This window comes from Escherichia sp. MOD1-EC5189, assembly GCF_002966045.1.
In the GTDB taxonomy this organism is placed as follows: Bacteria; Pseudomonadota; Gammaproteobacteria; order Enterobacterales; family Enterobacteriaceae; genus Escherichia; species Escherichia coli_F.
On the sequence record NZ_PTRX01000024.1, the window covers coordinates 1 to 24095 of the forward strand.

Sequence of the window (24095 nt, forward strand, 5' to 3'; positions counted from 1 at the left end):
CATATTGCGCCACTTCAGGATGCTGTAGATCTGGAAATCGCAACGGAGGAAGAAACCTCATTGCTGGAAGCCTGGAAAAAGTATCGGGTGTTGCTGAACCGTGTTGATACGTCAACTGCACAGGATATTGAATGGCCAGCACTGCCGTAGGGTAAAACATATAAATTCTATAATTAGATGTATCTTTCCATTTACGGCAAGGAAGGGGGCTTGGAAGACGTAAAGCATCTCACACCGAGATTATTTTTTATATGTCAGGTGTCTGAAGTTTTGCTTTGGCTCTTAAAATGGTTTGCCGCGAGGTTTTGAATTCCCGGGCAATGGCACTTATACTTACACCTGACTTAATTCGTTCGAATACCACCTGTTTCTGTTCTTCATTTAACACAGGTGGTCGACCAAAACGTTTCCCTGCGCCGCGGGCTCTTACTATCCCGGAATGAGTGCGTTCAAGTAAAAGGTCTCGTTCAAATTCAGCGACTGCTGAAATTACGTGCATCATCATTTTTCCTGTTGGACTGGTCAGGTCAATGCCCCCCAATGCTAAGCAATGCACTCTGATACCTGTTTCGGTCAGTTGTTCCACTGTTTTCCTGATATCCATTGCATTACAACCAAGGCGATCCAGTTTTGTCACAATCAATTGATCACCACATTTCAGGCGAGCAAGCAACCGGTTAAAACCAGGACGCTCACTGGTTGCTGCTGAGCCGCTAATGTGTTCTTCGATTATTTGCTGAGGTTTGATTTTAAAACCTGCACTTTCGATTTCCCGGCGTTGATTTTCGATGGTCTGATCCAGCGTTGATATCCGACAGTAAGCAAAAATTCGAGACATAGTGAGACTCTATACGAAATTGGTGTTCATATCATAATGCATCTCAGAAAATAATTTTGATTATTTTTGTGCATATTTGTATGTACACGTTCGAAAATAAACGAATGCGTATGCAACCCCGTAATTTTGGTGAGACCCAAAATCGATTTTGTGAAAAATGGCTTTAACTCGGTTTGTTTTTCGAGTTCCGGGCGGACTCAAGGAAGAAGAATAGTGTTGCGTGTTATTTTAACCAGATTTCAAGTTGTTTGATCGTGGAAAAGTGGAGCAAAATGTTGTTAAAGTGGAAAAATGATAAAAAAGTAAGTTTATTATATTACATTTTACCATTTAAATTTTGGTTGTCTTTAAGAACTGATATCGCTGTTTGTAATAATTCTTTGTTATCCAGCCATGATTTTTTCTTTATGTTTCCTTCAATGTAATCAAGCAATGTTCTGGTATTGATAGGTCTTCCCTGTTTTGCTACTTCCACTACAGCATCCCCTAGGATAATTCTTACTTCAGGAAGCTGCGCAGGGAACCACTTTAGGGTGTCTTTTGATTTCATGAAGATATTCCTTAAAATATTATTGATTTTCATTGCGATATTGTATGTCTGATTCAGGATATGTTGACTTATACATCGGTTTTGTCTGGGTTATTGGATATGCCAATCCCTAATTTTATTAGGGCATGACTAAAAATGCTGAATATGATAAGGAGAGAAGTGATTATCAGTATGCTGTTCATATAGCCTCGAATTAGTAATGTGTTATATATGATATAGTTGACAATTTTTATCTTGGGTGTTCTTAAAGTTCGTAGATAAACATTGTCGTTTCAGGTATACAGGAATGCTAACAGGTGGCAGCAAAAATCAGGCGGTTTATGGCGCAAGCTGAAGCGGCAACTGCAAACTATCTTATGCAGAGACTCTACACGGATTGGGTTTAAAAGTATACATAGATAACAGTTTTTATCTGAAAAAGAAAAATATCAAGGTGATATAGCCTATATGCCTTTGATGCGGAGGAATGAATGTGATGGGAGTGATGTATCTGAATAGTTGAAAAACCGCAGACACGCCTTATGCAAGAACGTGCTGCGGTTGGCTGGTAAATTTTTCGATAGTGTGAGTATTGAATGATTTCCAGCCGTTCTTGATTTTACGCATAAATCCATGAAAAAACTACTTATCTGTTGGGGAGTTTTTTTGGGGCATATATGGGACAGAAATAGGCCCCAGATAGACACTGAGATCGAACTTAGGATGCTTTTTAAAAAATGCAACTATCTGAAAAAACCTAGAAAACGCCAAGGAAACCACAGGATGGGAAAAAACACCTGTGAATTATGGATTTCCAGTTATATTCGCTCGGCGCAGCGTTAGTGTTTCATGAAATATTTTTTCCTGAATCATCAACGGCAATGGCGTTAATTCTGGCAATGGGAACCTACGGTGCAGGTTATGTGGCGCGTATTGTCGGAGCATTTATTTTCGGCAAAATGGGCGACAGAATCGGGCGTAAAAAAGTGCTCTTTATTACTATCACTATGATGGGGATCTGCACCACCTTAATTGGTGTGCTGCCGACCTATGCACAAATTGGTGTGTTTGCGCCAATTTTGCTGGTGACGCTGCGTATTATTCAGGGGCTGGGGGCAGGCGCGGAAATTTCCGGTGCCGGTACGATGCTGGCGGAATATGCGCCAAAAGGTAAGCGCGGAATTATCTCCTCATTTGTTGCTATGGGGACTAACTGCGGAACCTTGAGCGCAACGGCAATCTGGGCCTTTATGTTCTTCATTCTCAGTAAAGAGGAACTGTTGGCGTGGGGATGGCGTATACCGTTTCTGGCGAGCGTTGTCGTGATGGTCTTTGCTATCTGGTTGCGTATGAATCTGAAAGAAAGCCCGGTCTTTGAGAAGGTTAACGACAGCAACCAACCGACAGCAAAACCTGCACCTGCTGGTAGCATGTTCCAGAGCAAATCCTTCTGGCTGGCAACAGGGCTGCGTTTTGGTCAGGCTGGTAACTCAGGTTTAATTCAGACTTTCCTTGCAGGCTATTTAGTGCAGACGTTATTGTTTAACAAAGCAATTCCAACAGATGCATTGATGATCAGTTCGATTCTCGGCTTTATGACCATTCCGTTCCTTGGTTGGTTATCCGATAAAATTGGTCGCCGGATCCCGTATATTATTATGAATACCTCTGCGATTGTGCTGGCGTGGCCAATGCTTTCTATCATCGTAGATAAAAGCTATGCCCCGAGCACCATTATGGTTGCACTGATTGTGATTCATAACTGTGCGGTGCTGGGATTATTTGCTCTGGAAAACATTACCATGGCAGAAATGTTCGGCTGTAAAAATCGCTTTACCCGGATGGCCATTTCTAAAGAAATTGGTGGTCTTATCGCTTCCGGTTTTGGTCCTATCCTGGCGGGTATTTTCTGCACCATGACGGAATCCTGGTATCCGATCGCCATTATGATCATGGCATATTCAGTGATTGGTTTAATCTCTGCGCTGAAAATGCCAGAAGTGAAAGACCGTGATTTAAGTGCACAGGAAGATGCCGCGGAAGATCAACCGCGTGTTGTAACAGCTGCGCAACCTTCAAGAAGTCTGTAAATCCTCCATCCCTTCTCTTACCGGAGAGGGGATTTTTTATTCATATAACAAAACATGCAGCTTGCCATATTTAAATTTAAGGAATTGTTATGGGAAATAATTTGTTATCAGCAAAAGCGACGCTCCCTGTTTATGATCGTAATAACCTGGCCCCAAGAATTGTTCATTTAGGCTTTGGTGCATTTCACCGTGCGCATCAGGGCGTGTATGCCGATATTCTTGCTACGGAACATTTCAGTGACTGGGGATATTATGAGGTCAATTTAATCGGCGGCGAACAGCAAATTGCCGATTTACAACAGCAAGATAATCTTTATACCGTTGCGGAAATGTCGGCCGATGCGTGGACGGCTCGCGTCGTTGGCGTCGTTAAAAAAGCCTTGCACATACAAATAGATGGCTTAGAAACCGTGCTGGCTGCGATGTGTGAACCGCAAATCGCGATTGTCTCTCTGACAATCACCGAAAAAGGGTATTTCCACTCTCCGGCGACCGGACAGTTAATGCTCGATCACCCGATGGTCGTTGCCGACGTGCAAAATCCCCACCAGCCGAAAACTGCAACAGGGGTGATTGTTGAGGCGCTGGCTCGCCGTAAAGCGGCAGGACTTCCCGCATTTACCGTCATGTCATGTGACAACATGCCAGAAAACGGTCATGTTATGCGTGACGTTGTCACTTCCTACGCGCAAGCTGTTGATGTAAAACTGGCACAATGGATCGAAGAAAACGTGACTTTCCCATCAACAATGGTGGACCGTATTGTGCCCGCAGTGACAGAGGATACGCTGGCGAAAATCGAACAACTTACCGGTGTGCGCGATCCTGCTGGCGTTGCCTGTGAACCTTTCCGCCAGTGGGTAATAGAAGATAACTTTGTTGCCGGACGTCCGGAATGGGAAAAAGCGGGAGCCGAACTGGTTAGTGATGTGCTGCCTTATGAAGAGATGAAGTTGCGCATGCTCAACGGCAGTCATTCATTCCTGGCGTATCTGGGATATCTTGCGGGATATCAGCACATTAATGACTGCATGGAAGATGAAAATTATCGCCGTGCGGCACATGCCTTGATGTTGCAGGAACAGGCGCCGACGCTGAAAGTGCAGGGCGTGGATCTGCAAAATTATGCGGATCGACTAATTGAACGCTACAGTAATCCAGCGTTACGCCATCGAACCTGGCAGATTGCGATGGATGGCAGTCAGAAACTTCCGCAGCGTATGCTGGATTCCATTCGCTGGCATCTAAAACAGGGCAGCAAGTTCGATCTGCTGGCGCTGGGCGTCGCGGGTTGGATGCGTTATGTCGGTGGTATTGATGAACAGGGAAATCTGATAGAAATCAGTGACCCACTGTTACCTGTTATTCAGAAAGCTGTACAAAGTAGTGCCGAAGGGAAAGCGCGCGTCCAGTCATTGCTGGCGATTAAGGCGATCTTTGGTGATGATTTACCGGGCAATAGCTTGTTTACTGCAAAAGTGACGGAAGTGTACTTGTCGTTATTAGCGCATGGCGCGAAAGCGACCGTGGCGAAATATTCCGTGAAGTAAAAAAAGCAATGCCGCCATCGGCGGCATTCACACGCTTAGTTCATGCCGAGACGAATCAGGTCTAGTGGTGCCAGTTTCTCTTCACAACCTTCAACAACTACGGTTTTTCCGCGGCGGATTTGCTCAGCGGTCAGACCTTCAGTATCAATCGACAGGATCTTGCCAGTGTGACCGGTGCCGCTAACCATAACACGGCTGCCAGTGGTGATTGCGTTACGGTTACGATCGTAGGTCGTCATAGGTGTTTTCTCCTTTCTGATTTACAGTCGAAGCCCACGTAACGGGCGCAATATAAATACTCCTGTCGAGTGAAATATTTTTTGTTTTTGATCAAGCTCACATCTTTTTTGATGCATGCATGAGCCATATGACGGAGGGAAAAACTCTCACCCCGGATGGGATGAGAGGAAATGAATTACTCTTCGCTAAACCAGTCGCTGTTTTCCTGGCGGATCTGGCGCACGGATTCGCTGATTTCCTGCAAATGTTGCGTCATTGCACGTTCTACCGCATCGCCATCACGTTTTTGCAGGGCAGAGAAAATCTCAAGATGCTGGCGTAACAGCATTTCTGGTGGCGAAACGTGGTCGAAACTCATATAGCGCACGCGATCAACGGTCGCTTTCAGGTTCTCAATGGTATCCCACGCCAGTTGACAGTCAGCAATCTCAGTCAGGAGTTGATGGAAGTTGTCATCAAGTTCAAAAAAATCATCCAGTTGCTTGCGCTCAATGGCAATGCGTTGCTGGTGAAGATTTTGTTCCAGTTGGTAGCACTGGCTTTCGGTAATCATGCTCGCCGCCCGACGCGCCACCGCGCACTCAATGGCCTGACGGATAAAACTGCCGTTGTGCACCTGGGCCATGGAAATTTTGTTGACGTAGCTGCCACGCTGCGGACGAATTTGAATCAGGCCGTTTTCCGCCAGTTTAATAAAGGCTTCACGAACCGGCTGGCGTGACACATTGAAACGAACAGAAACTTCTTTTTCCGACAACGGTGTGCCTGGTGCAATCAGGCAATGGACAATGTCGCGGCGAAGAATACGATAAATCTGCTGATTGACAGGCTGTGTGGGATTAAGTTGCGTTTCGACGGTCATTCGTTCTTGCTTGTGAGTGAGTTAACTCCATGAGTCTACCACTTTTTTGTGACAAGCAATAACCCGGCAGTTACGCCGGGTATAAAAATTACTGACGGTGGACATTCAGTCCGGCATAGCTTTGGGTAACCGGCATCATTTCCAGGGTATTGATATTGACGTGAGCAGGCAGCGTTGACACCCACCAGACGGCTTCGCTGACATCTTCTGGCGTCAATGCAACTGTGTTTTGATAGGTTTTTTCGGCTTTACCGTCATCACCTTTAAAGCGGACATTAGAAAACTCGGTGCCACCCACCAGTCCCGGTTCGATGTCTGTGACACGTACTGCCGTACCGTGCAGATCTGTGCGTAGATTAAGGCTGAACTGACGAACAAACGCTTTCGTCGCACCATAAACGTTACCACCAGCATACGGCCAGCTGCCTGCCGTGGAGCCAATGTTAATGATATGACCATGATTACGTTCAACCATACCCGGTAAGACGGCCCGCGTCATATATACCAGGCCTTTGTTGTTGGTATCAATCATCGTTTCCCAGTCTTCAACGCTGGCTTTATGCGCAGGCTCCATGCCCAGCGCCAGACCGGCATTGTTTACCAGGATATCAATATTGCACCACTCGGCAGGAAGCGATGCCAGCATCTCTTCAATAGCGGCGCGATTACGAACGTCCAGTTGGGCGATATACAGATTATCACCCAGTTCGTCTTTTAACTCCTGCAACCGCTCCTGGCGACGGCCAGTGGCGATAACTTTATGCCCTTGTTGAATAAAACGACGAGTAATGCATTCACCAAAACCTGCCGTTGCTCCAGTTACTAAAACGATCATCTCACTGTTCCTCAACGCTTTTGTGTGTCAATAACATAGCACGTGATGCTTAAGAGCGGGTAATACTGGTTTGCAAGATTGCACTCCGTTATCAGTAAGCCTACGCTATGGAACACCTCGCGTTCAGGAGAAGAAAATGACAACAATGAATCCTTTCCTTGTGCAAAGCACACTGCCGTATCTGGCTCCCCATTTTGATCAAATTGCCAATCATCACTATCGACCGGCATTTGATGAGGGAATGCAGCAAATGCGGGCCGAAATTGCCGCCATTGCGCTCAACCCGCAAACACCTGATTTCAACAATACTATTCTGGCACTGGAGCAGAGTGGGGAACTGCTGACCCGCGTCACCAGCGTTTTTTTTGCGATGACTGCGGCGCATACCAATGATGAATTACAGCGTCTTGATGAGCAGTTTTCCGCTGAACTGGCAGAACTGGCTAATGATATCTATCTGAACGGTGAATTATTCGCGCGAGTAGATGCTGTCTGGCAGCGCCGTGAATCCGAGGGGCTTGATAGTGAATCCATTCGCCTGGTGGAGGTTATTCATCAACGTTTTGTCCTTGCCGGAGCCAAACTTGCACAAGCTGATAAAGCAAAATTAAAAGTTCTTAATACAGAAGCTGCGACCCTGACCAGCCAGTTTAACCAGCGGTTACTTGCGGCAAATAAATCCGGCGGTCTGGTTCTGGACGATATTGCGCAACTGGCTGGGATGAGCGAGCAGGAGATTGCGCTGGCGGCAGAGGCGGCTCGCGAGAAAGGTCTGGATAACAAATGGCTTATTCCGCTGCTGAATACCACCCAGCAACCGGCGCTTGCTGAACTGCGCGATCGCGCGACGCGTGAAAAACTATTCACTGCGGGCTGGACTCGGGCAGAAAAAAATGACGCTAACGATACCCGTGCCATTATTCAACGGCTGGTGGAGATCCGCGCGCAGCAGGCAAAACTGCTTGGTTTCCCTCATTATGCTGCATGGAAAATCGCCGATCAGATGGCAAAAACGCCTGAAGCAGCACTCAACTTTATGCGGGAAATTGTCCCGGCCGCGCGTAAGCGAGCAGACGATGAACTTGCGTCTATTCAGACGGTTATTGAAAAGCAGCAAGGCGGATTTATCGCCCAGCCTTGGGACTGGGCATTTTATGCCGAACAGGTACGGCGAGAGAAATTTGATCTTGATGAGGCGCAGCTCAAGCCATATTTTGAATTAAACACGGTATTGAATGAAGGTGTATTCTGGACCGCGAATCAGCTCTTCGGTATTAAGTTTGTCGAACGTTTTGATATTCCTGTCTACCATCCTGACGTTCGTGTGTGGGAAATTTTTGATCATAATGGCGTGGGGCTGGCGTTATTTTACGGTGATTTCTTCGCCCGTGATTCAAAAAGCGGCGGTGCATGGATGGGCAATTTTGTTGAGCAATCAACGCTGAATGAAACGCATCCGGTAATTTATAACGTCTGCAATTATCAGAAACCCGCTGCCGGCGAACCTGCGTTGTTACTCTGGGATGATGTGATAACCTTATTCCATGAATTTGGTCATACGCTGCACGGCCTTTTTGCCCGCCAGCGTTATACCACGCTTTCCGGTACCAACACGCCGCGTGATTTTGTCGAATTTCCATCGCAAATCAACGAACACTGGGCAACGTATCCGCAGGTATTCGCTCGCTACGCCCGGCATTATCAGAGCGGGGCAGCAATGCCTGACGAACTGCAACAGAAAATGCGTAAAGCCAGCCTGTTCAACAAAGGGTATGAGATGAGCGAACTGCTTAGCGCCGCACTTCTCGATATGCGCTGGCATTGCCTGGAAGAAAACGAAGCAATACAGGATGTCGATGATTTCGAATTGCGGGCGCTGGTGGCGGAAAATATGGATCTTCCTGCTATACCGCCACGCTATCGCAGCAGTTATTTCGCCCATATTTTTGGTGGCGGATATGCCGCAGGTTATTACGCTTATCTGTGGACGCAAATGTTGGCCGATGATGGTTATCAGTGGTTTGTTGAGCAGGGCGGATTAACGCGTGAAAATGGGCGGCGTTTTCGCGAGGCGATTCTTTCCAGAGGTAACAGCGAAGATCTGGAACGCCTGTATCGACAATGGCGCGGTAAGGCACCTCAGATTATGCCGATGCTGCAACATCGTGGCTTGAACATATAAACACCACCAATGGCTGGCCTGGAGATATCGCCAGGCCAGCCTGGTTAGAGCAGTAATTGCAGCAGCTGGGCGAGGGCAAACCTCACCGCTAATGCTAATACCGTTTCGCAGTCGCCAGCAAAATGCATAACCGCAGTGTAGGTCTGGCCTTTAACATGCCACGCGAACCAGACGGTGCCCGCTGGCGTACCATCTTCACCGCCCTCCGGTCCGCCGTAGCCGGTAATGGCAATACTGACATCAGCATCCGCACGCTCTATGGCACCGGTTGCCATTTCTGCTGCCACGTGTTCACTCACCGCAGTATATTTTTCAAGGGATTGCTGGCTTACGCTGAGGATTTTCATCTTTGCCTGATCGGTGAAAGTAACAAAGCCTGCACCGTAAAATTTGGGTGTATCTTCAGCTGCACACAGGGCGCTAGCCAACTTACCGCCGGTGCATGATTCGGCGGTAGTTAAGCGTAATTGATCCGCGATAAGTCTTTGACTCAACGCGGATGTCAGGTTTTCAATAGTGTCGGTATCTGCGAGTTGTACAATTTTATCTTTATTAATGTTCACTGTTTTTTGTCCACGCTATTATATGTAAAGGTGATTTGCTTTTTCTGTATGCTCGTCCAATATAATAATTTTCAAACATATAACCCCGATTATTCTGAAAATATGTTTAAGACTCTTCAATCTTCTTAACTTTAGTGAGTTAAATTCTCTGAATATTTGACAGCTAGTTGGCTGATTTTAAATGCCTTATAACAATTGGCAGTATTCTTATTTGGCAATTATAAAAATAGCAACCAGACTTAATAAGTCAAACCAAACGCAATTAAGGAGTTAGTATGAAATTTCAGTCCATTGTATTAGCAAGTTTTCTTGTCATGCCTTATGCGTTGGCAGATGACCAGGGCGGTTTAAAACAGGATGCAGCGCCACCACCGCCTCATGCAATAGAAGATGGCTATCGCGGAACCGATGATGCAAAAAAAATGACCGTTGATTTCGCAAAAACCATGCACGATGGCGCTTCGGTTTCACTACGCGGTAATTTGATTTCTCACAAAGGAGAGGACCGTTACGTTTTTCGCGATAAGAGCGGTGAAATTAATGTTGTTATTCCTGCGGCAGTCTTTGATGGACGAGAAGTTCAGCCGGACCAGATGATCAACATTAGCGGCAGTCTGGATAAGAAAAGCGCGCCGGCCGTCGTTCGGGTCACTCATTTGCAGAAATAAAAATAAATTAGCCTGATGGCCTGAACTACTGGGCCATTAGGTTATTGGGTTATGCTATTTGTCATCCTTTTAATTGCGATAATGCAGGCTTAATTTACAGAATTAAACACTTTTTTATCTGCTGATTTTGTTTCAAATCACAATGTTATCTCAGAGATGACTCATAACTTCGGATTTCTATGAAAATATTGACGTAATTTTGCTTTTCTCTCGTTAGAATAGTGCGCACAAGGAACTGTGAAAAAGGAGTGGCAATGATCAAGAAGACAACGGAAATTGATGCCATCTTGTTAAATCTCAATAAGGCTATCGATGCCCATTACCAGTGGCTGGTAAGTATGTTTCACAGCGTGGTCGCGAGAGATGCCAGTAAGCCAGAAATAACGGATAACCATTCTTATGGACTGTGCCAGTTTGGTCGGTGGATTGATCATTTGGGGCCACTCGATAACGATGAATTACCTTACGTTCGGCTAATGGATTCTGCCCATCAACATATGCATAACTGTGGTCGGGAATAAATGCTGGCTATTGTTGAAAATCACTGGCAGGACGCGCATTTCGACGCTTTTCAGGAAGGGTTACTTTCTTTTACTGCGGCATTAACCGATTACAAAATTTATTTACTGACGATCCGTAGCAATATGGATGTTCTGACGGGATTGCCGGGGCGTCGGGTTCTTGATGAATCCTTTGATCATCAGTTACGCAACGCTGAGCCTCTGAATCTTTATTTAATGTTGTTGGATATTGACCGATTTAAATTGGTTAATGATACCTACGGGCATTTAATCGGCGATGTAGTATTACGCACCCTGGCAACTTACTTAGCCAGTTGGACGCGCGATTACGAAACGGTTTATCGCTACGGTGGCGAAGAATTTATCATTATTGTCAAAGCGGCTAATGATGAAGAAGCATGTCGTGCAGGTATCAGAATTTGCCAGTTAGTCGATAACCATGCCATCACACATTCTGAAGGGCATATCAACATTACCGTGACTGCAGGTGTGAGTCGCGCATTTCCTGAAGAGCCTCTGGATGTGGTCATTGGAAGAGCGGACCGGGCAATGTATGAGGGTAAGCAAACCGGAAGAAATCGCTGTATGTTTATTGACGAACAAAACGTGATTAACCGAGTTTAAGCTCCGTTTAACATTCATTGAGAAAACTGATGCTACTGTGTCAACGATCCGTTATCAGTGCAGGAAAATGCCTGTTAGCGTAAAAGCAAAACACAAATCTATCCATGCAAGCATTCACCGCCGGTTTACTGGCGGTTTTTTTTCGCCGTCATAAAAATCAGGCCCCTTGTACACAGTTGTAACAAGGGGCCGGTTAGGTGAGGGATTATCTCCGTTCATTAGTCATCCCATTTGTGGCTGAAATACGCGGCCAGAAAACCAGAAAATAAAATTATTCCCAGTACGGCCATAAAAACATTCATATTACCCAGCATTATTTGCCTCCGTTTATGATGTGGTGTGTTTCCTCGCTTACCTTAATTTTCATCTCAATGAGAAAGATATTAGCAGAGGTAACCTAAACGAAGGATGAATTAGGTGATTAATGTGAAGGAGGACGGCTGTTTTTTCTGTATTGCGAAGGAGATAATAAAAAACGCTGTAGAAAATGATGCCTTAGTAAGGCTGAATTGCCAAACCCCGTCAGCTCGGCAATTTTATCGATGCTGAAAGCCGAATTTTGCAGATAATCCTGCACGCGAATTAACCGCTCATTAAGCAGCCAGCGGGCAGGTGTCATACCCGTTAAGGCGGCAAAACGTCTTAAAAAAGTGCGTTGGCTCATGTTCACTCGCCCGGCAAGAGAGGCAACGGTATGCGTTTGCGCCAGATTTTGCTGTAAAAAGTCGAATAATGCGCCAAACGTCTGGCTTTCTCGCGACGAAGCCATCGGACGCGTCATGTTTTGTGGTTGTTCTCCGTGGCGATGCGGCTGGATGACTAGCCGTTGGGCGACATTGTTTGCAATTTCGTGACCATAATCTTTACGCACGATATGTAAGCACAGATCGATCCCTGCAGCACTCCCTGCGGAAGTCATGACTTGTCCTTCATCCTGATATAAAACATTGTCACATACATGAATAGAAGGGTAACGATGTTGGAGTTGTTCAGTGTAGCGCCAGTGGGTGGTCGCTTTACGCTGGTGAAGAAGGCCTGCGGCGGCAAGAACAAATACACCAGAACATATCGATACCAGACGAGTTCCTCGCTGGTGAGTTTCGCGTAACGCCTCACATAGCATCTCTGGCACCGGTTCATCTACTCCACGCCAACCGGGAATAATAATCATATCGGCGTCGGCAAGTAACTCCAGCCCTCCATCCGCAACCACCCGGATCCCACCAGTGGCTTGCAACGCACCGGCTTCTACCGCAGCGACAGCAAACCGATACCAGTTATCACCCATTTCCGGGCGTGGAAGGCCGAATATTTCAACTGCGACGCCAAATTCAAAAGTACATAGCCCATCATAGGCCAAGACAACGACCAGGGGGCGTTGTGAAATTGTCATCATTTTGCGCTTTTCTGGCATATCGAGAGGCGGTAAGTGCAAGGTTTGTCGGTTACATTATTGTTAACACAATAAACCAATAGGAAAAAGCACTATGCATTATGTCACTGAATTTACAGCCGCGACGCCGGACATTGCCGAAGCGCATTTTCTCATACGCCTGAGTCTTGAAACAGATTGTGCCGATGTTCATGACTCTCTGGCGTACGTTGGTGATGACTTCGTTTTATTGCATGTGGTTGGGTGTGAAGAAAACTTCGCCCGCAGGCATATTCCCGGCGCGATTCATTTGCCCCATAAGCAAATGACCTCAGAGAGAATGGCTCAATGGTCGAAAGATACTCTGTTTGTGGTGTATTGCGCGGGACCACATTGTAATGGAGCAGACCGGGCGGCACTCAAACTGGCCCAGCTAGGAAGGCCAGTTAAAATCATGCTCGGCGGGATCACCGGCTGGGAAGATGAAGGCTACGCCTTTGCAACAGGAAAATAATGAGTAAAGCCGTGGCAGTGAGGCACGCCCATCAACATGCCACAGGCGGCCCCCAGGATTTTGCACGAATGCCTTTCAGCATTAACACCCACGCGGCAATGATTACCATCGCCAGGATGATAAACAACGTGGAAGGGGGCATGTTCGTGAGCACCACTCCGCTGACTAATGGATTAACTGCTGCGCCAAGCCAGCCCAGTGACTGGGCGGAAAAATAGCTGGCTTTCATTCCTGGCGGCGCAATATGGTCAATCAACATATACTCGCCTGGCGCAAAAATGATTTCACCAACTGTAAATACTGCAGCTGAAATTCCCCAAAATAGCAGGCTGTTGCCGGAAAAGATAAAACCGACCAGACCGATGACAAAACAAAGGGTGCCCGCCGTCATTAGCGCGCGAATGTTAGCCGGATTAAGGCGGCGGCCCACGGAATACTGCAACGTAACCACCATCGCAGCATTAACCGGAAGAACAACCGCGACCACCTTTTCGGCAAAATCCCCATCAGCAATCACCATCACATATTGTGAAATGCATGAAGCAAATGCGCCGCTAACAAAAGAAGCCAGAAAACCAGAGCAGGTAAACCACAACAGTGCTTTATCTTGTAATAAAACTTTCGGCGACCAGACACTGCCTGTTTCCGTGGCGATGATTTTCTCGCTGCGCTTTACCCAAATTTGAATGAAAAGCATGGGAAACGCGGAACAGATAGCTGCCAGCCAAAAGGGCAGATTGATGCTCTGCATCACCAACAGCGTGCCGAGCGGCGGACCGATGGTCCAGCCAATGTTGAGCATGGTGTAGTTGATTGAGAAAATCTTCGTTTTGCTGGTGGACGAAAGATTGTCGGCAAACCAGGCTTTCAGCACGGTAGCAAAAACGGAGTAGGCGCAGTTAATAAGGGCAAAAAAGAGCACCACTAGCGTCACGTTATTCACTAAAGGAATGGCAATAAAACCGCTAGCGAAGGCGGTAATTGACAGTAACATATAGCGTTTCTTGTCGAACTTATCCGCCAGGATACCAAAACCGAGGCTAAAAACGACGCCAATAGTGAGCGCAATTGTCATCGCATAACCAATGAGATCGACACTCAGGCTGTACTGGCGACTCAAGTAAATGGTCATAAACGGCAGCGTAGCGCCGCGTCCGATGGTTAATAACAACGACGAGGCAAGAAGGGCGCTGGTAGAGCGTCGTAGGGATAAGTTCATTTGTCTGTCCGGCAGTGCGTTTCGTTATGTTTTGTTTTAGAGATGTAAAGAAATAGCATGGCAAAAATCCGAAGTATAGCGACTTATTTGCGCATTAATGCCGTCGTAACCGGCGACTAACGAATCAACTGTTAAAGAAAAGTAAATTCAGCTAAGTTGATTGCTTACAAAAGATGAAATTCAGAGGCGGTAGAATGTCGCGAAAAGATGGGGTGTTGGCTCTACTGGTAGTGGTCGTATGGGGGCTAAATTTTGTGGTCATCAAAGTGGGGCTTCATAACATGCCACCGCTGATGCTGGCCGGTTTGCGCTTTATGCTGGTCGCTTTTCCGGCCATCTTTTTTGTCGCACGACCGAAAGTACCACTGAATTTGCTGCTGGGGTATGGATTAACCATCAGTTTTGCGCAGTTTGCCTTTCTGTTCTGTGCCATTAACTTTGGTATGCCTGCTGGGCTGGCCTCACTGGTATTACAGGCTCAGGCGTTTTTTACTATTGTGCTCGGTGCGTTTACTTTTGGCGAACGGCTGCACGGTAAGCAACTGGCGGGGATCGCGTTAGCGATTTTTGGCGTACTGGTGTTAATCGAAGATAGTTTTAACGGTCAGCATGTGGCGATGCTCGGCTTTATGTTGACCCTGGCGGCAGCATTTAGTTGGGCGTGCGGCAATATCTTCAATAAAAAAATAATGTCACACTCAACGCGTCCGGCAGTGATGTCGCTGGTCATCTGGAGCGCATTAATCCCGATCATTCCTTTCTTTGTTGCCTCGCTGATTCTCGATGGTTCCGCAACCATGATTCACAGTCTGGTCACTATCGATATGACCACCATCTTGTCTCTGATGTATCTGGCGTTTGTGGCGACAATTGTTGGTTATGGGATCTGGGGGACGTTACTGGGACGCTATGAAACCTGGCGGGTTGCACCGTTATCGTTACTGGTGCCCGTAGTAGGACTGGCAAGTGCGGCACTATTGCTGGATGAACGCTTAACGGGTCTGCAATTTTTCGGTGCGGTGCTCATTATGACCGGGCTGTATATCAATGTATTTGGCTTGCGGTGGCGTAAAGCCGTGAAAGTGAGAGGCTAAAAGGCCCCGAGATGTCGGGGCCAGAATAAATTACATAGCGTGTTGATTATAATAGGGCACGCCGAGCGCATCCGACTTATCACTGCCAGTACCCATGTGATTTAAATCAAACGGTGGTTGTTCCTGCGATGGGGGAACAACCACGACATTGGCACAGGAAGTAACAACCGGCTGCGTGGTTTGTTCCGCAAAGCTCTGCGCGGAGAAGAGAATAAGCGCAGTTACCATTGCGGATAAAAGTGGTTTCATGATTGCCTCAGTGACGTTGTCACGTTATCAACTAGCTGTTGTAATGATTTAATGGATGTAAAAAGCGCGATTCGCCCTGCATATTGGTCATCCGGTATTTATGTGGCGGAACATCAAAGTAATTTTTGAAGGTTCGGGTCAGAGTTTGTTGCGACTCGAAGCCATATCGTTCTGCCAGATAGAGTATCGGCTCGTTACTTTCCTTCAGCTTTTGCGCGATTTCCGTCATCTTACGGCTGCGGATGTATTGGCCTAATGAATGACCGGTTTCTTTTTTAAACATCCGTTGCAGGTGCCATTTGGAGTAACCCGAACGCTCTGACACTTTCTCCAGTGACAGTGGCGATTCCAGGTTATCCTCGATCCAGTCCAAAATGCTATGAATGGTAATAGCGTCAGTATTGCGTCTGGACATCGTCATACCTCTTTTTTTGTTTACGGCAGGACTTTCTTAAGCAAATGCTCAAGTGTTGCCACTTCGTCCGCCGTCAGGTTTTTTGTTAATTCTTGATGCAGGTCCTGGCCAACTAATTGATGGCATTGTTCACATATTGCCGCGCCGCTGGTGGTAAGTTTTACCAGTACGCCGCGCTTATCATTCGGGTTCGGCAACCTTTCCACCCAGCCTTTACAAACCAGGCGATCCAGCATACGGGTCAGCGCTCCCAGGTCGACCGACAACACTTTTTTCAGTTCAACCGGAGTAATACACGACGCGCAGCGGATAGAGCAGAGCACCTTAAACTGTGCCGCGGTAATATCCAGCGGAGACAGATACTCGTTAAGCAGGCGATCTTTCTTCTGATTAACCATATGGATTAAGCGACCCAATGGAATAATTTCATTGAACAGATCGCTGGTACTTTTCACATTAGTTGCCCTGGCAAGTAATTAGTTGCAGGGGATAATATTGCCCAGGCAAGTATAAGTCAAATGAATGAATTGACCGATGCCACGTTTTGCTAAATCGGTTCAAGTTTTGGTCAATGCGATGCAAGGCTAGCTAAAGAGTGACACTTTATCGTTGTTTACCCCTTATACTTTTCGCTGATAACCCAGATACACAGGATAACAACCACTAATGTTAGATTTGTTTAAAGCAATAGGCCTGGGGCTGGTGGTGTTACTGCCGTTAGCTAACCCATTAACAACTGTCGCGTTATTTCTTGGTCTGGCAGGCAACATGAACAGTGCCGAACGTAATCGTCAGTCGTTGATGGCCTCGGTGTACGTCTTTGCCATCATGATGGGGGCGTATTACGCCGGGCAACTGGTGATGGATACATTTGGCATTTCGATTCCCGGTCTGCGAATTGCAGGCGGCTTAATCGTCGCGTTTATCGGTTTTCGGATGCTCTTTCCGCAACAGAAAGCGATTGATTCACCGGAAGCGAAAAGCAAGTCGGAAGAGCTGGAAGATGAACCCAGCGCCAATATTGCCTTTGTACCTCTGGCAATGCCTAGTACCGCCGGTCCGGGAACCATTGCGATGATTATTAGCTCGGCGTCCACTGTGCGTCAGAGTTCAACCTTCGCTGATTGGGTACTGATGGCTGCGCCGCCGCTGATCTTTTTCCTGGTGGCGGTTATTTTGTGGGGAAGTCTACGCAGCTCTGGCGCAATTATGCGGCTGGTGGGCAAGGGGGGAATTGAAGCGATCTCCCGTCTGATGGGATTCCTGCTGGTATGTATGGGTGTGCAGTTTATTATTAACGGCATCCTGGAAATCATTAAAACGTATCATTAAAAAAGGCCCGAATGGGCCTTTCAACTATTGCGTCTGTTCTTCGAGTGTCACTGGCCAGCGGCGAAAAATGATGATTGACCATATTAACGCGGCAAAAGCAGGCACCGCGCCCACATAACCAATCATCGACATTGACCAGTGCAGACTGACCTGATTACCTACCAACGCGCCAGCGCCGATTCCAATATTAAATATTCCCGAGAATAGCGCCATCGCGACGTCGGTGGCATCTGGTGCCAGCGCCAGCACTTTAACCTGCATACCAAGCCCGATGATCATCATCGCGATCCCCCAGAAAATACTCAGCACCCCGAGGTGTATTTCACTGTTCGCCGCAGGTAGCAGCAGTGCGAGGCACACCAGCAACAGCGCAATCGCCGTACTCACCAACGCAGACGCATACTGATTACCCAGTTTACCGAAAATCACGCTGCCAATAATGCCCGCACCACCGAGTAATAACAGTAATGCCGTGGCAAAGTTGGCGCTGAATCCCGCAATGTTTTGCACAAAAGGCTCGATATAGCTGTATGCCGTGTAATGGGCGGTGACAACCACCACAGTTAACAAATAAATGCTCATCAATGCCGGGCGGCGGAACAATAGCGGAAGGCTTTTCAACGACCCTGAATGCTCGCTGGGGAGTAAGGGAAGTAACTTAATCAGGCACAAAAGGGTAATAAACGCCCCGATACCGATCGCGAAGAAGGTCATACGCCAACCGAAATACTGCCCCACAATGCGCCCGAGAGGTAAACCTAATACCATCGCCAGAGCTGTACCGGTGGCAATTAAACTCAATGCCTGTGCTCGCTTTCCGGCCGGAGCCATACGGATCGCCAGAGACGCCGTAATCGACCAGAAAATCGCATGTGCAAAAGCTACACCAATGCGACTGATCACCAGAACGGTAAAGCTCCACGACAAAAAAGACAGTACATGGCTGGCAATAAACACCACAAACAGGCAGATCAGTAATTTGCGGCGTTCAACCTGGCTTGTCATTAGCATAAAAGGCAATGACATTAGCGCCACTACCCATGCATAAATGGTTAACATGATACCGACTTGAGCGGTTTGCATATGGAAACTTTGTGCGATGTCAGAAAGCAGGCCAACAGGGACAAATTCGGTAGTATTGAAGATGAAAGCGGCGACTGCTAGCGTAACTACCCGTAGCCACGCCACTTTGCGGGAAACAGTGTTTGTTGTCATAACAGATTATCGGGTGAGTTGCGAAAAGTAATGAAATGATCTTAAAACGGTTAATGATGTGAATACAATGCATTTGTGATCTGGATCGCGTTTCCATCTCTCTGACGGTTGTTCTGTCACGCGTCAGAGAGTTGTTAACATCACATTTTAATGACGATCAGGAAGGTCTGGCGTTTTGGTGGCTGATGGTAAAGGTGGCCTCACAGGGGAACGAGGCCTGTTGTCCAGTAGTTCTTCGTTACTAATTTTGGGCGGAATTTCATTTTTTACAAAAAGTTTTAAAATCTTGCGTGCCATACGATGGATACTTTTATCTTCACTTAATAATGCCGGTATCAACACATCATTCAGGTCATTTTCATTAGGTTTCATAAAAATTTGAAAGTGCAATAACATATTTGTAAAAAATAAGAATAGACTCTGAAAGTGAGGTATTTCTTTGTTTGATAAAAGCGATAAAAAGCAGATACAAACTTCAGGTAGTACTTGTTTGTTAGAACCTAATGAATCCATGAGGTTTTGTAATAACTCCTCTTTTAATGGGCTATCCTTTATGTCGTAGATGGCGGTGATTAAGTTTGGGTTTTTATTCGCGAACCACCTGTGGACCTGCGGCTTATTCCATAGTCGGGGGAGTATGACAAAATTACCACGAGAGATAAAGTTCAGTACGAACAAATCAAACTGACGTAAGTAATCTGCAGCGGTATGATGCTCAGGAGGAAGAGGTTCAATATGTGGAGTATGAGACCTTTTGATGGGGACGCCGGGGCTGATCATTGGAAATTGTTCAATAAAGTCATTAAGAAACAGAAAGAGCACACGCTCGACGCCGGTCTGAAAGGCCCGACCCATAGTGACAGGCTTTGGGTCGGGAGCACAATAAATATTAATTTCCCCATCGTGGCGAAAATCATCTAAATAAATAGGGCTTAAATTTATTACTACCTGAAATTCAATGTTTTCTTTATGTCTTCCATTCTTAACAGGATAAGTGAGTTTAAATTGAACCTTTTCATTGTATAGCGTGTCGTTATCTCGGAAAGTTGTCCTCTGTATATAAGATAGGTTATCAAGATTATTGAATATCTTTTTGGTGTTTGAATTGATGTTTAAAGACGTACGCCACTCCTCATCACATATTATAATGCTGAGCGCGTCAATAAAATCCTTCAAAACTTCTTTTACCTGAGGTGCAATATTGCGAACGGGAAAATCATCAGGAAGTGAGATGAAATTGCTGATGCTTACTGGCGTAACCATATTTGCCCCATATAGTCATAAGTCATCGGAACATCACTATATAGAGCATATGAGCTGCAAGAACTATCAAAAATAGCTCATTGGGAAGACTGTTTTGCTGAGTCAGGCACATCGAGCAGTTGAATAAACGCTTCAAGAGGACGCGTTTTCGCACCGCGACGCCAGACCAGCCAGGTTGTTAACCAACGCCATTGCTCAGCCAACGGCCACGCTTCAACCTGGTGATGCCCCGGCATACTTTCCAGCATTGAGCGTGGGATAAGTGCAATGCCCGCACCCGCAACCACACAGGCTAACATACCGTGATACGACTCCATTTCATGGATGGTCCCCGGCGCTGCACCGTCGGCATGAAACCAGCTTTCAAAGTGGCGACGATATGAACAATTGGCACGGAATGCATAAATGTTACAGCCATTAACCTGACTGGCGCGGGTTACTGGTGCATGTCCTTGTGGCGTGACAATCATCAACTCCTCGCGGTACACCGGTATCCCGTCAATGGCAGTATGGTTAATGGGCCCATCAATAAACGCCGCATTCAGTTTTCCCTCCAGCACCCCTTCCAGCATAGTGCCGGAAGGGCCGGTGGAAAGTGAAAACTGAATTTTGGGATAACGACGGTTAAATTCCGCCAGCGTGGCCGGAATGCGCACTGCAGCGGTGCTTTCCAGCGAACCAAGAGAAAATAAACCTTGCGGCTCATCGCCAGCGACAACGCTCCGCGCTTCATCCACTAACGCGAGAATTTGTTGGCTATAGCGTAAAAAGTTATGCCCGGCAGGCGAGAGACGTAAACGCTGATTCTCGCGAATAAACAGATCAACCCCCAGTTCTGTTTCCAGCTGGCGTAGACGGGTAGTGAGATTCGACGGGACGCGATGCACTTTTGCTGCAGCCTGGGTAATGCTGCCAGCTTCGGCAACCGCGTTGAACATCTCCAGTTGGGTCAGATCCATGGCATTCTCAATTCGTGAATAAGTGGCTTAATATTATTCATTTTCAAGCAAGAGTAAATCTGCGTATCTTTTTACCATAACCCATAAAGGAGATACCCCGATGACCATTACTCCGGCAACCCATGCAATTTCGATAAATCCTGCCACTGGTGAACAACTTTCTGTGCTGCCGTGGGCTGGCGCTGACGATATAGAAAACGCACTTCAGCTGGCGGCAGCAGGCTTTCGCGACTGGCGCGAGACAAATATAGATTATCGTGCTGAAAAACTGCGTGATATCGGTAAGGCTCTGCGCGCCCGTAGCGAAGAAATGGCGCAAATGATCACCCGTGAAATGGGCAAACCGATCAACCAGGCGCGTGCTGAAGTGGCGAAATCGGCGAATTTGTGTGACTGGTATGCAGAACATGGTCCGGCGATGCTGAAGGCGGAACCTACGCTGGTGGAAAATCAGCAGGCGGTTATTGAGTATCGACCGTTGGGGACGATTCTGGCAATTATGCCGTGGAATTTTCCGTTATGGCAGGTGATGCGTGGCGCTGTTCCCATCATTCTTGCAGGTAACGGCTACTTACTTAAACATGCGCCGAATGTGATGGGCTGTGCACAGCTCATTGCCCAGGTGTTTAAAGATGCGGGGATCCCGCAAGGCGTATATGGCTGGCTGAATGCCGACAATGACGGTGTGAGTCAGATGATTAAAGATTCGCGCATTGCTGCAGTCACGGTGACCGGAAGTGTTCGTGCGGGAGCAGTTATTGGCGCACAGGCTGGAGCGGCACTGAAAAAATGTGTACTGGAACTGGGCGGTTCGGATCCGTTTATTGTGCTTAACGATGCCGATCTGGAACTTGCGGTGAAAGCGGCGGTAGTCGGACGTTATCAGAATACTGGACAGGTTTGTGCGGCGGCAAAACGCTTTATCATCGAAGAGGGAATTGCTTCGGCATTTACTGAACGTTTTGTAGCAGCTGCGGCAGCCTTGAAAATGGGCGATCCACGTGATGAAGAGAACGATCTCGGACCAATGGCTCGTTTTGATTTACGTGATGAGCTGCATCATCAGGTGGAAAAAACCCTGGCGCAGGGCGCGCGTTTGTTACTGGGCGGGGAAAAGATGGCTGGGGCAGGTAACTACTATCCGCCGACGGTTCTGGCGAATGTTACCCCAGAAATGACTGCATTTCGGGAAGAGATGTTTGGCCCCGTTGCGGCAATCACTATTGCAAAGGATGCAGAACATGCGTTGGAACTGGCTAATGATAGCGAGTTCGGCCTTTCAGCGACCATTTTCACCACCGACGAAACACGGGCCAGACAGATGGCGGCACGTCTGGAATGCGGTGGCGTGTTTATCAATGGTTATTGTGCCAGTGATGCGCGAGTCGCCTTTGGTGGCGTGAAGAAGAGTGGCTTTGGTCGTGAACTTTCCCATTTCGGTTTACATGAGTTCTGTAATATCCAGACGGTGTGGAAAGACCGGATCTGACGCTACATATTCAGCTCTGATATACTCGCAGGTCTTTTCAGACCTGCGGTCCAGGAGTAGAAAGTGGCAGTCGCCATGGATAATGCAATTTTAGAAAACATCTTGCGGCAAGTGCGGCCGCTCATTGGTCAGGGTAAAGTCGCGGATTATATTCCGGCGTTGGCTACGGTTGATGGTTCCCGACTGGGCATAGCTATCTGTACCGTTGACGGACAGCTTTTTCAGGCCGGAGACGCGCAAGAACGTTTTTCCATTCAGTCTATTTCCAAAGTGCTGAGTCTCGTTGTCGCCATGCGTCATTACTCCGAAGAGGAAATCTGGCAACGCGTCGGCAAAGATCCGTCTGGATCACCGTTCAATTCTTTAGTGCAACTCGAAATGGAGCAGGGTATTCCGCGTAATCCGTTTATTAATGCCGGTGCGCTGGTGGTCTGCGATATGTTGCAAGGGCGATTAAGCGCTCCTCGGCAACGTATGCTGGAAGTCGTGCGCGGCTTAAGCGGTGTGTCTGATATTTCCTACGATACGGTTGTAGCGCGTTCCGAATTTGAACACTCCGCGCGAAATGCGGCTATCGCCTGGCTGATGAAGTCGTTTGGCAATTTCCATCATGACGTGACAACCGTTCTGCAAAACTACTTTCATTACTGCGCTCTGAAAATGAGCTGTATAGAGCTGGCCCGGACGTTTGTCTTTCTGGCTAATCAGGGGAAAGCTATTCATATTGATGAACCTGTGGTGACGCCAATGCAGGCGCGGCAAATTAACGCACTGATGGCGACCAGTGGTATGTACCAGAACGCGGGGGAGTTTGCCTGGCGGGTGGGACTACCAGCGAAATCTGGCGTCGGCGGCGGTATTGTGGCGATTGTTCCGCATGAAATGGCCATCGCTGTCTGGAGTCCGGAACTGGATGATGCCGGTAACTCGCTTGCGGGCATTGCTGTCCTTGAACAATTGACGAAACAATTAGGGCGTTCGGTTTATTAATGCAGTCTCTCGATCCACTCTTCGCGCGTTTATCCCGTTCAAAATTTCGCTCTCGCTTTCGTTTGGGTGTGAAAGAGCGTCAGTATTGTCTGGAGAAAGGCGCGCTAGTCATCGAACAACATGCGGCGGATTTTGTCTCTAAACGTCTTGCTCCGGCATTACCGGCTAACGACGGTAAGCAAACCCCCATGCGCGGGCATCCGGTGTTTATCGCTCAGCACGCCACTGCAACCTGTTGTCGCGGTTGTCTGGCTAAGTGGCATAACATTCCGCAGGGTGTTTCGTTAAGCGAGGAACAACAACGTTATATCGTGTCGGTAATCTATCACTGGTTGGTTATACAGATGAATCAGCCATGATAATTGCGGAAAACGATAAAATAGCATTCCCAGGATATCTTTATTTGCCGCCGCTGTCAGCGAACATGCTATCCTTTATGAGAATTTACTTATTACGTTGAGATAATTGCCACCCGCAATTGT

At 47.3% G+C, this 24095-nt stretch carries 27 protein-coding genes and 2 pseudogenes; 12 read left to right on the plus strand and 17 right to left on the minus strand.

Annotated elements, in window-relative coordinates:
- Nucleotides 1–150, plus strand: a 150-nt coding sequence (locus tag ATB02_RS18755; protein WP_089592427.1) for a tail fiber assembly protein, incomplete at its 5' end; no start/stop codon positions are given.
- Between the two features lie 97 nt (nucleotides 151–247).
- Here the strand turns inward: ATB02_RS18755 and ATB02_RS18760 are convergent.
- The 3 genes from ATB02_RS18760 to ATB02_RS26175 all read right to left on the minus strand — a co-directional run bounded on the left by ATB02_RS18760 (nucleotide 248) and on the right by ATB02_RS26175 (nucleotide 1570).
- On the minus strand, nucleotides 248–838 hold the full coding sequence (locus ATB02_RS18760; RefSeq protein WP_000086514.1) for a recombinase family protein: 591 nt from the start codon (nucleotides 836–838) through the stop codon (nucleotides 248–250).
- A 316-nt stretch (nucleotides 839–1154) separates the two neighbouring features.
- Nucleotides 1155–1388 carry a cold shock protein YdfK gene (ydfK, locus tag ATB02_RS18765; protein ID WP_000836768.1) on the minus strand — a complete coding sequence of 78 codons (234 nt, stop codon included), beginning with the start codon at nucleotides 1386–1388 and terminating at the stop codon, nucleotides 1155–1157.
- A 68-nt stretch (nucleotides 1389–1456) separates the two neighbouring features.
- Nucleotides 1457–1570, minus strand: a complete 114-nt coding sequence (locus ATB02_RS26175) for a YnaM/YnfT family protein (RefSeq protein WP_120795384.1) — start codon at nucleotides 1568–1570, stop codon at nucleotides 1457–1459.
- Nucleotides 1571–2173: 603 nt separating this feature from the next.
- Between ATB02_RS26175 and ydfJ the strand changes: the two are divergent.
- Nucleotides 2174–3457, plus strand: a pseudogene (gene ydfJ, locus ATB02_RS18770) (MHS family MFS transporter YdfJ); the annotation flags it as partial.
- An 89-nt stretch (nucleotides 3458–3546) separates the two neighbouring features.
- A complete protein-coding gene (locus ATB02_RS18780; RefSeq protein WP_105272068.1) occupies nucleotides 3547–5007 on the plus strand; it encodes a mannitol dehydrogenase family protein in 1461 nt (486 codons plus the stop codon).
- 35 nt (nucleotides 5008–5042) lie between these two features.
- Here the strand turns inward: ATB02_RS18780 and ydfZ are convergent, their stop codons facing one another.
- The 3 genes from ydfZ to ydfG form a co-directional block, all read right to left on the minus strand.
- Nucleotides 5043–5246 (minus strand): putative selenium delivery protein YdfZ, encoded by a 204-nt coding sequence (gene ydfZ, locus ATB02_RS18785; protein WP_000214712.1) that lies wholly within the window; start codon nucleotides 5244–5246, stop codon nucleotides 5043–5045.
- Nucleotides 5247–5422: 176 nt separating this feature from the next.
- Nucleotides 5423–6109 carry a DNA-binding transcriptional regulator rspR gene (gene rspR, locus ATB02_RS18790; protein WP_105272069.1) on the minus strand — a complete coding sequence of 229 codons (687 nt, stop codon included), beginning with the start codon at nucleotides 6107–6109 and terminating at the stop codon, nucleotides 5423–5425.
- Nucleotides 6110–6197: 88 nt separating this feature from the next.
- Complete coding sequence (gene ydfG / locus ATB02_RS18795) at nucleotides 6198–6944, minus strand: bifunctional NADP-dependent 3-hydroxy acid dehydrogenase/3-hydroxypropionate dehydrogenase YdfG (RefSeq protein WP_000636571.1); 747 nt, start codon at nucleotides 6942–6944, stop codon at nucleotides 6198–6200.
- 136 nt (nucleotides 6945–7080) lie between these two features.
- Here ydfG and dcp point away from each other — a divergent pair, with 136 nt between their 5' ends.
- Nucleotides 7081–9126 (plus strand): peptidyl-dipeptidase Dcp, encoded by a 2046-nt coding sequence (gene dcp, locus ATB02_RS18805; protein ID WP_105272096.1) that lies wholly within the window; start codon nucleotides 7081–7083, stop codon nucleotides 9124–9126.
- 44 nt (nucleotides 9127–9170) lie between these two features.
- On the opposite strand, the gene ATB02_RS18815 is transcribed toward dcp, so the two are convergent.
- Nucleotides 9171–9689, minus strand: coding sequence for a 2-oxo-tetronate isomerase (locus tag ATB02_RS18815; RefSeq protein ID WP_105272070.1), 519 nt, complete (start codon nucleotides 9687–9689; stop codon nucleotides 9171–9173).
- Between the two features lie 275 nt (nucleotides 9690–9964).
- On the opposite strand from ATB02_RS18815, the gene ydeI reads away from it, so the two are divergent.
- Nucleotides 9965–10357 (plus strand): YdeI family stress tolerance OB fold protein, encoded by a 393-nt coding sequence (gene ydeI, locus ATB02_RS18820; RefSeq protein ID WP_032303060.1) that lies wholly within the window; start codon nucleotides 9965–9967, stop codon nucleotides 10355–10357.
- Nucleotides 10358–10611: 254 nt separating this feature from the next.
- Nucleotides 10612–11502, plus strand: a pseudogene (dgcZ, locus tag ATB02_RS18825) (diguanylate cyclase DgcZ).
- 114 nt (nucleotides 11503–11616) lie between these two features.
- Here dgcZ and mgtT read toward each other — a convergent pair.
- The 3 genes from mgtT to ftrA form a co-directional block, all read right to left on the minus strand.
- Nucleotides 11617–11721, minus strand: a complete 105-nt coding sequence (gene mgtT / locus ATB02_RS26740) for a hypothetical protein (RefSeq protein ID WP_212734532.1) — start codon at nucleotides 11719–11721, stop codon at nucleotides 11617–11619.
- Nucleotides 11721–11816 carry a protein MgtS gene (gene mgtS, locus ATB02_RS18830; RefSeq protein ID WP_000901367.1) on the minus strand — a complete coding sequence of 32 codons (96 nt, stop codon included), beginning with the start codon at nucleotides 11814–11816 and terminating at the stop codon, nucleotides 11721–11723. Before mgtS ends, mgtT begins: the two co-directional genes overlap by 1 nt.
- Before the next feature lie 107 nt (nucleotides 11817–11923).
- The gene (ftrA, locus tag ATB02_RS18835) at nucleotides 11924–12895 is read right to left on the minus strand and encodes a transcriptional regulator FtrA (RefSeq protein WP_122990223.1); all 972 of its coding nucleotides are present in this window, start codon (nucleotides 12893–12895) and stop codon (nucleotides 11924–11926) included.
- A 94-nt stretch (nucleotides 12896–12989) separates the two neighbouring features.
- Here ftrA and ATB02_RS18840 point away from each other — a divergent pair, with 94 nt between their 5' ends.
- Complete coding sequence (locus ATB02_RS18840) at nucleotides 12990–13388, plus strand: rhodanese-like domain-containing protein (RefSeq protein WP_000559548.1); 399 nt, start codon at nucleotides 12990–12992, stop codon at nucleotides 13386–13388.
- Between the two features lie 31 nt (nucleotides 13389–13419).
- Here the strand turns inward: ATB02_RS18840 and ydeE are convergent, their stop codons facing one another.
- Nucleotides 13420–14607, minus strand: coding sequence for an efflux MFS transporter YdeE (ydeE, locus tag ATB02_RS18845; RefSeq protein WP_105272071.1), 1188 nt, complete (start codon nucleotides 14605–14607; stop codon nucleotides 13420–13422).
- A 194-nt stretch (nucleotides 14608–14801) separates the two neighbouring features.
- On the opposite strand from ydeE, the gene eamA reads away from it, so the two are divergent.
- A complete protein-coding gene (eamA, locus tag ATB02_RS18850; RefSeq protein ID WP_000087195.1) occupies nucleotides 14802–15701 on the plus strand; it encodes an O-acetylserine/cysteine exporter in 900 nt (299 codons plus the stop codon).
- Nucleotides 15702–15731: 30 nt separating this feature from the next.
- Here the strand turns inward: eamA and marB are convergent, their stop codons facing one another.
- From marB to marR, 3 genes are read right to left on the minus strand one after another with little or no spacing between them, the layout of a single operon-like run.
- Nucleotides 15732–15950 (minus strand): multiple antibiotic resistance protein MarB, encoded by a 219-nt coding sequence (marB, locus tag ATB02_RS18855; RefSeq protein WP_088541881.1) that lies wholly within the window; start codon nucleotides 15948–15950, stop codon nucleotides 15732–15734.
- Between the two features lie 31 nt (nucleotides 15951–15981).
- Nucleotides 15982–16365, minus strand: coding sequence for an MDR efflux pump AcrAB transcriptional activator MarA (gene marA, locus ATB02_RS18860; protein WP_000091199.1), 384 nt, complete (start codon nucleotides 16363–16365; stop codon nucleotides 15982–15984).
- 20 nt (nucleotides 16366–16385) lie between these two features.
- On the minus strand, nucleotides 16386–16820 hold the full coding sequence (marR, locus tag ATB02_RS18865) for a multiple antibiotic resistance transcriptional regulator MarR (RefSeq protein WP_000843424.1): 435 nt from the start codon (nucleotides 16818–16820) through the stop codon (nucleotides 16386–16388).
- Nucleotides 16821–17031: 211 nt separating this feature from the next.
- On the opposite strand from marR, the gene marC reads away from it, so the two are divergent.
- Nucleotides 17032–17697, plus strand: coding sequence for an NAAT family transporter MarC (marC, locus tag ATB02_RS18870; RefSeq protein WP_105272072.1), 666 nt, complete (start codon nucleotides 17032–17034; stop codon nucleotides 17695–17697).
- Between the two features lie 24 nt (nucleotides 17698–17721).
- Here the strand turns inward: marC and ydeA are convergent, their stop codons facing one another.
- From ydeA to ptrR, 3 genes are all read right to left on the minus strand, one after another.
- Nucleotides 17722–18912 carry an L-arabinose MFS transporter gene (gene ydeA / locus ATB02_RS18875; RefSeq protein ID WP_000210785.1) on the minus strand — a complete coding sequence of 397 codons (1191 nt, stop codon included), beginning with the start codon at nucleotides 18910–18912 and terminating at the stop codon, nucleotides 17722–17724.
- A gap of 147 nt (nucleotides 18913–19059) precedes the next feature.
- Nucleotides 19060–20175, minus strand: a complete 1116-nt coding sequence (gene yneK / locus ATB02_RS18880) for a putative protein YneK (RefSeq protein WP_105272073.1) — start codon at nucleotides 20173–20175, stop codon at nucleotides 19060–19062.
- A gap of 77 nt (nucleotides 20176–20252) precedes the next feature.
- A complete protein-coding gene (gene ptrR / locus ATB02_RS18885) occupies nucleotides 20253–21134 on the minus strand; it encodes a putrescine utilization regulator PtrR (protein WP_105272074.1) in 882 nt (293 codons plus the stop codon).
- A 100-nt stretch (nucleotides 21135–21234) separates the two neighbouring features.
- On the opposite strand from ptrR, the gene sad reads away from it, so the two are divergent.
- The 3 genes from sad to ATB02_RS18900 all read left to right on the plus strand — a co-directional run bounded on the left by sad (nucleotide 21235) and on the right by ATB02_RS18900 (nucleotide 23972).
- Complete coding sequence (sad, locus tag ATB02_RS18890) at nucleotides 21235–22623, plus strand: succinate-semialdehyde dehydrogenase (protein ID WP_105272075.1); 1389 nt, start codon at nucleotides 21235–21237, stop codon at nucleotides 22621–22623.
- A gap of 63 nt (nucleotides 22624–22686) precedes the next feature.
- Nucleotides 22687–23613, plus strand: a complete 927-nt coding sequence (gene glsB / locus ATB02_RS18895; protein WP_000257402.1) for a glutaminase B — start codon at nucleotides 22687–22689, stop codon at nucleotides 23611–23613.
- The gene (locus ATB02_RS18900) at nucleotides 23613–23972 is read left to right on the plus strand and encodes a DUF4186 domain-containing protein (RefSeq protein WP_105272076.1); all 360 of its coding nucleotides are present in this window, start codon (nucleotides 23613–23615) and stop codon (nucleotides 23970–23972) included. Before glsB ends, ATB02_RS18900 begins: the two co-directional genes overlap by 1 nt.
- The last annotated feature ends 123 nt before the right edge of the window (nucleotides 23973–24095 follow it).

Coding starts and splice junctions, on each gene's coding strand:
- ATB02_RS18760 (WP_000086514.1), bottom strand. CDS start 838: ATGTCTCGAATTTTTGCTTACTGTCGGATATCAACGCTGGATCAGACC.
- ydfK (WP_000836768.1), bottom strand. CDS start 1,388: ATGAAATCAAAAGACACCCTAAAGTGGTTCCCTGCGCAGCTTCCTGAA.
- ATB02_RS26175 (WP_120795384.1), bottom strand. CDS start 1,570: ATGAACAGCATACTGATAATCACTTCTCTCCTTATCATATTCAGCATT.
- ATB02_RS18780 (WP_105272068.1), top strand. CDS start 3,547: ATGGGAAATAATTTGTTATCAGCAAAAGCGACGCTCCCTGTTTATGAT.
- ydfZ (WP_000214712.1), bottom strand. CDS start 5,246: ATGACGACCTACGATCGTAACCGTAACGCAATCACCACTGGCAGCCGT.
- rspR (WP_105272069.1), bottom strand. CDS start 6,109: ATGACCGTCGAAACGCAACTTAATCCCACACAGCCTGTCAATCAGCAG.
- ydfG (WP_000636571.1), bottom strand. CDS start 6,944: ATGATCGTTTTAGTAACTGGAGCAACGGCAGGTTTTGGTGAATGCATT.
- dcp (WP_105272096.1), top strand. CDS start 7,081: ATGACAACAATGAATCCTTTCCTTGTGCAAAGCACACTGCCGTATCTG.
- ydeI (WP_032303060.1), top strand. CDS start 9,965: ATGAAATTTCAGTCCATTGTATTAGCAAGTTTTCTTGTCATGCCTTAT.
- mgtT (WP_212734532.1), bottom strand. CDS start 11,721: ATGAACGGAGATAATCCCTCACCTAACCGGCCCCTTGTTACAACTGTG.
- mgtS (WP_000901367.1), bottom strand. CDS start 11,816: ATGCTGGGTAATATGAATGTTTTTATGGCCGTACTGGGAATAATTTTA.
- ftrA (WP_122990223.1), bottom strand. CDS start 12,895: ATGACAATTTCACAACGCCCCCTGGTCGTTGTCTTGGCCTATGATGGG.
- ATB02_RS18840 (WP_000559548.1), top strand. CDS start 12,990: ATGCATTATGTCACTGAATTTACAGCCGCGACGCCGGACATTGCCGAA.
- ydeE (WP_105272071.1), bottom strand. CDS start 14,607: ATGAACTTATCCCTACGACGCTCTACCAGCGCCCTTCTTGCCTCGTCG.
- eamA (WP_000087195.1), top strand. CDS start 14,802: ATGTCGCGAAAAGATGGGGTGTTGGCTCTACTGGTAGTGGTCGTATGG.
- marB (WP_088541881.1), bottom strand. CDS start 15,950: ATGAAACCACTTTTATCCGCAATGGTAACTGCGCTTATTCTCTTCTCC.
- marA (WP_000091199.1), bottom strand. CDS start 16,365: ATGTCCAGACGCAATACTGACGCTATTACCATTCATAGCATTTTGGAC.
- marC (WP_105272072.1), top strand. CDS start 17,032: ATGTTAGATTTGTTTAAAGCAATAGGCCTGGGGCTGGTGGTGTTACTG.
- ydeA (WP_000210785.1), bottom strand. CDS start 18,912: ATGACAACAAACACTGTTTCCCGCAAAGTGGCGTGGCTACGGGTAGTT.
- yneK (WP_105272073.1), bottom strand. CDS start 20,175: ATGGTTACGCCAGTAAGCATCAGCAATTTCATCTCACTTCCTGATGAT.
- ptrR (WP_105272074.1), bottom strand. CDS start 21,134: ATGGATCTGACCCAACTGGAGATGTTCAACGCGGTTGCCGAAGCTGGC.
- sad (WP_105272075.1), top strand. CDS start 21,235: ATGACCATTACTCCGGCAACCCATGCAATTTCGATAAATCCTGCCACT.
- ATB02_RS18900 (WP_105272076.1), top strand. CDS start 23,613: ATGCAGTCTCTCGATCCACTCTTCGCGCGTTTATCCCGTTCAAAATTT.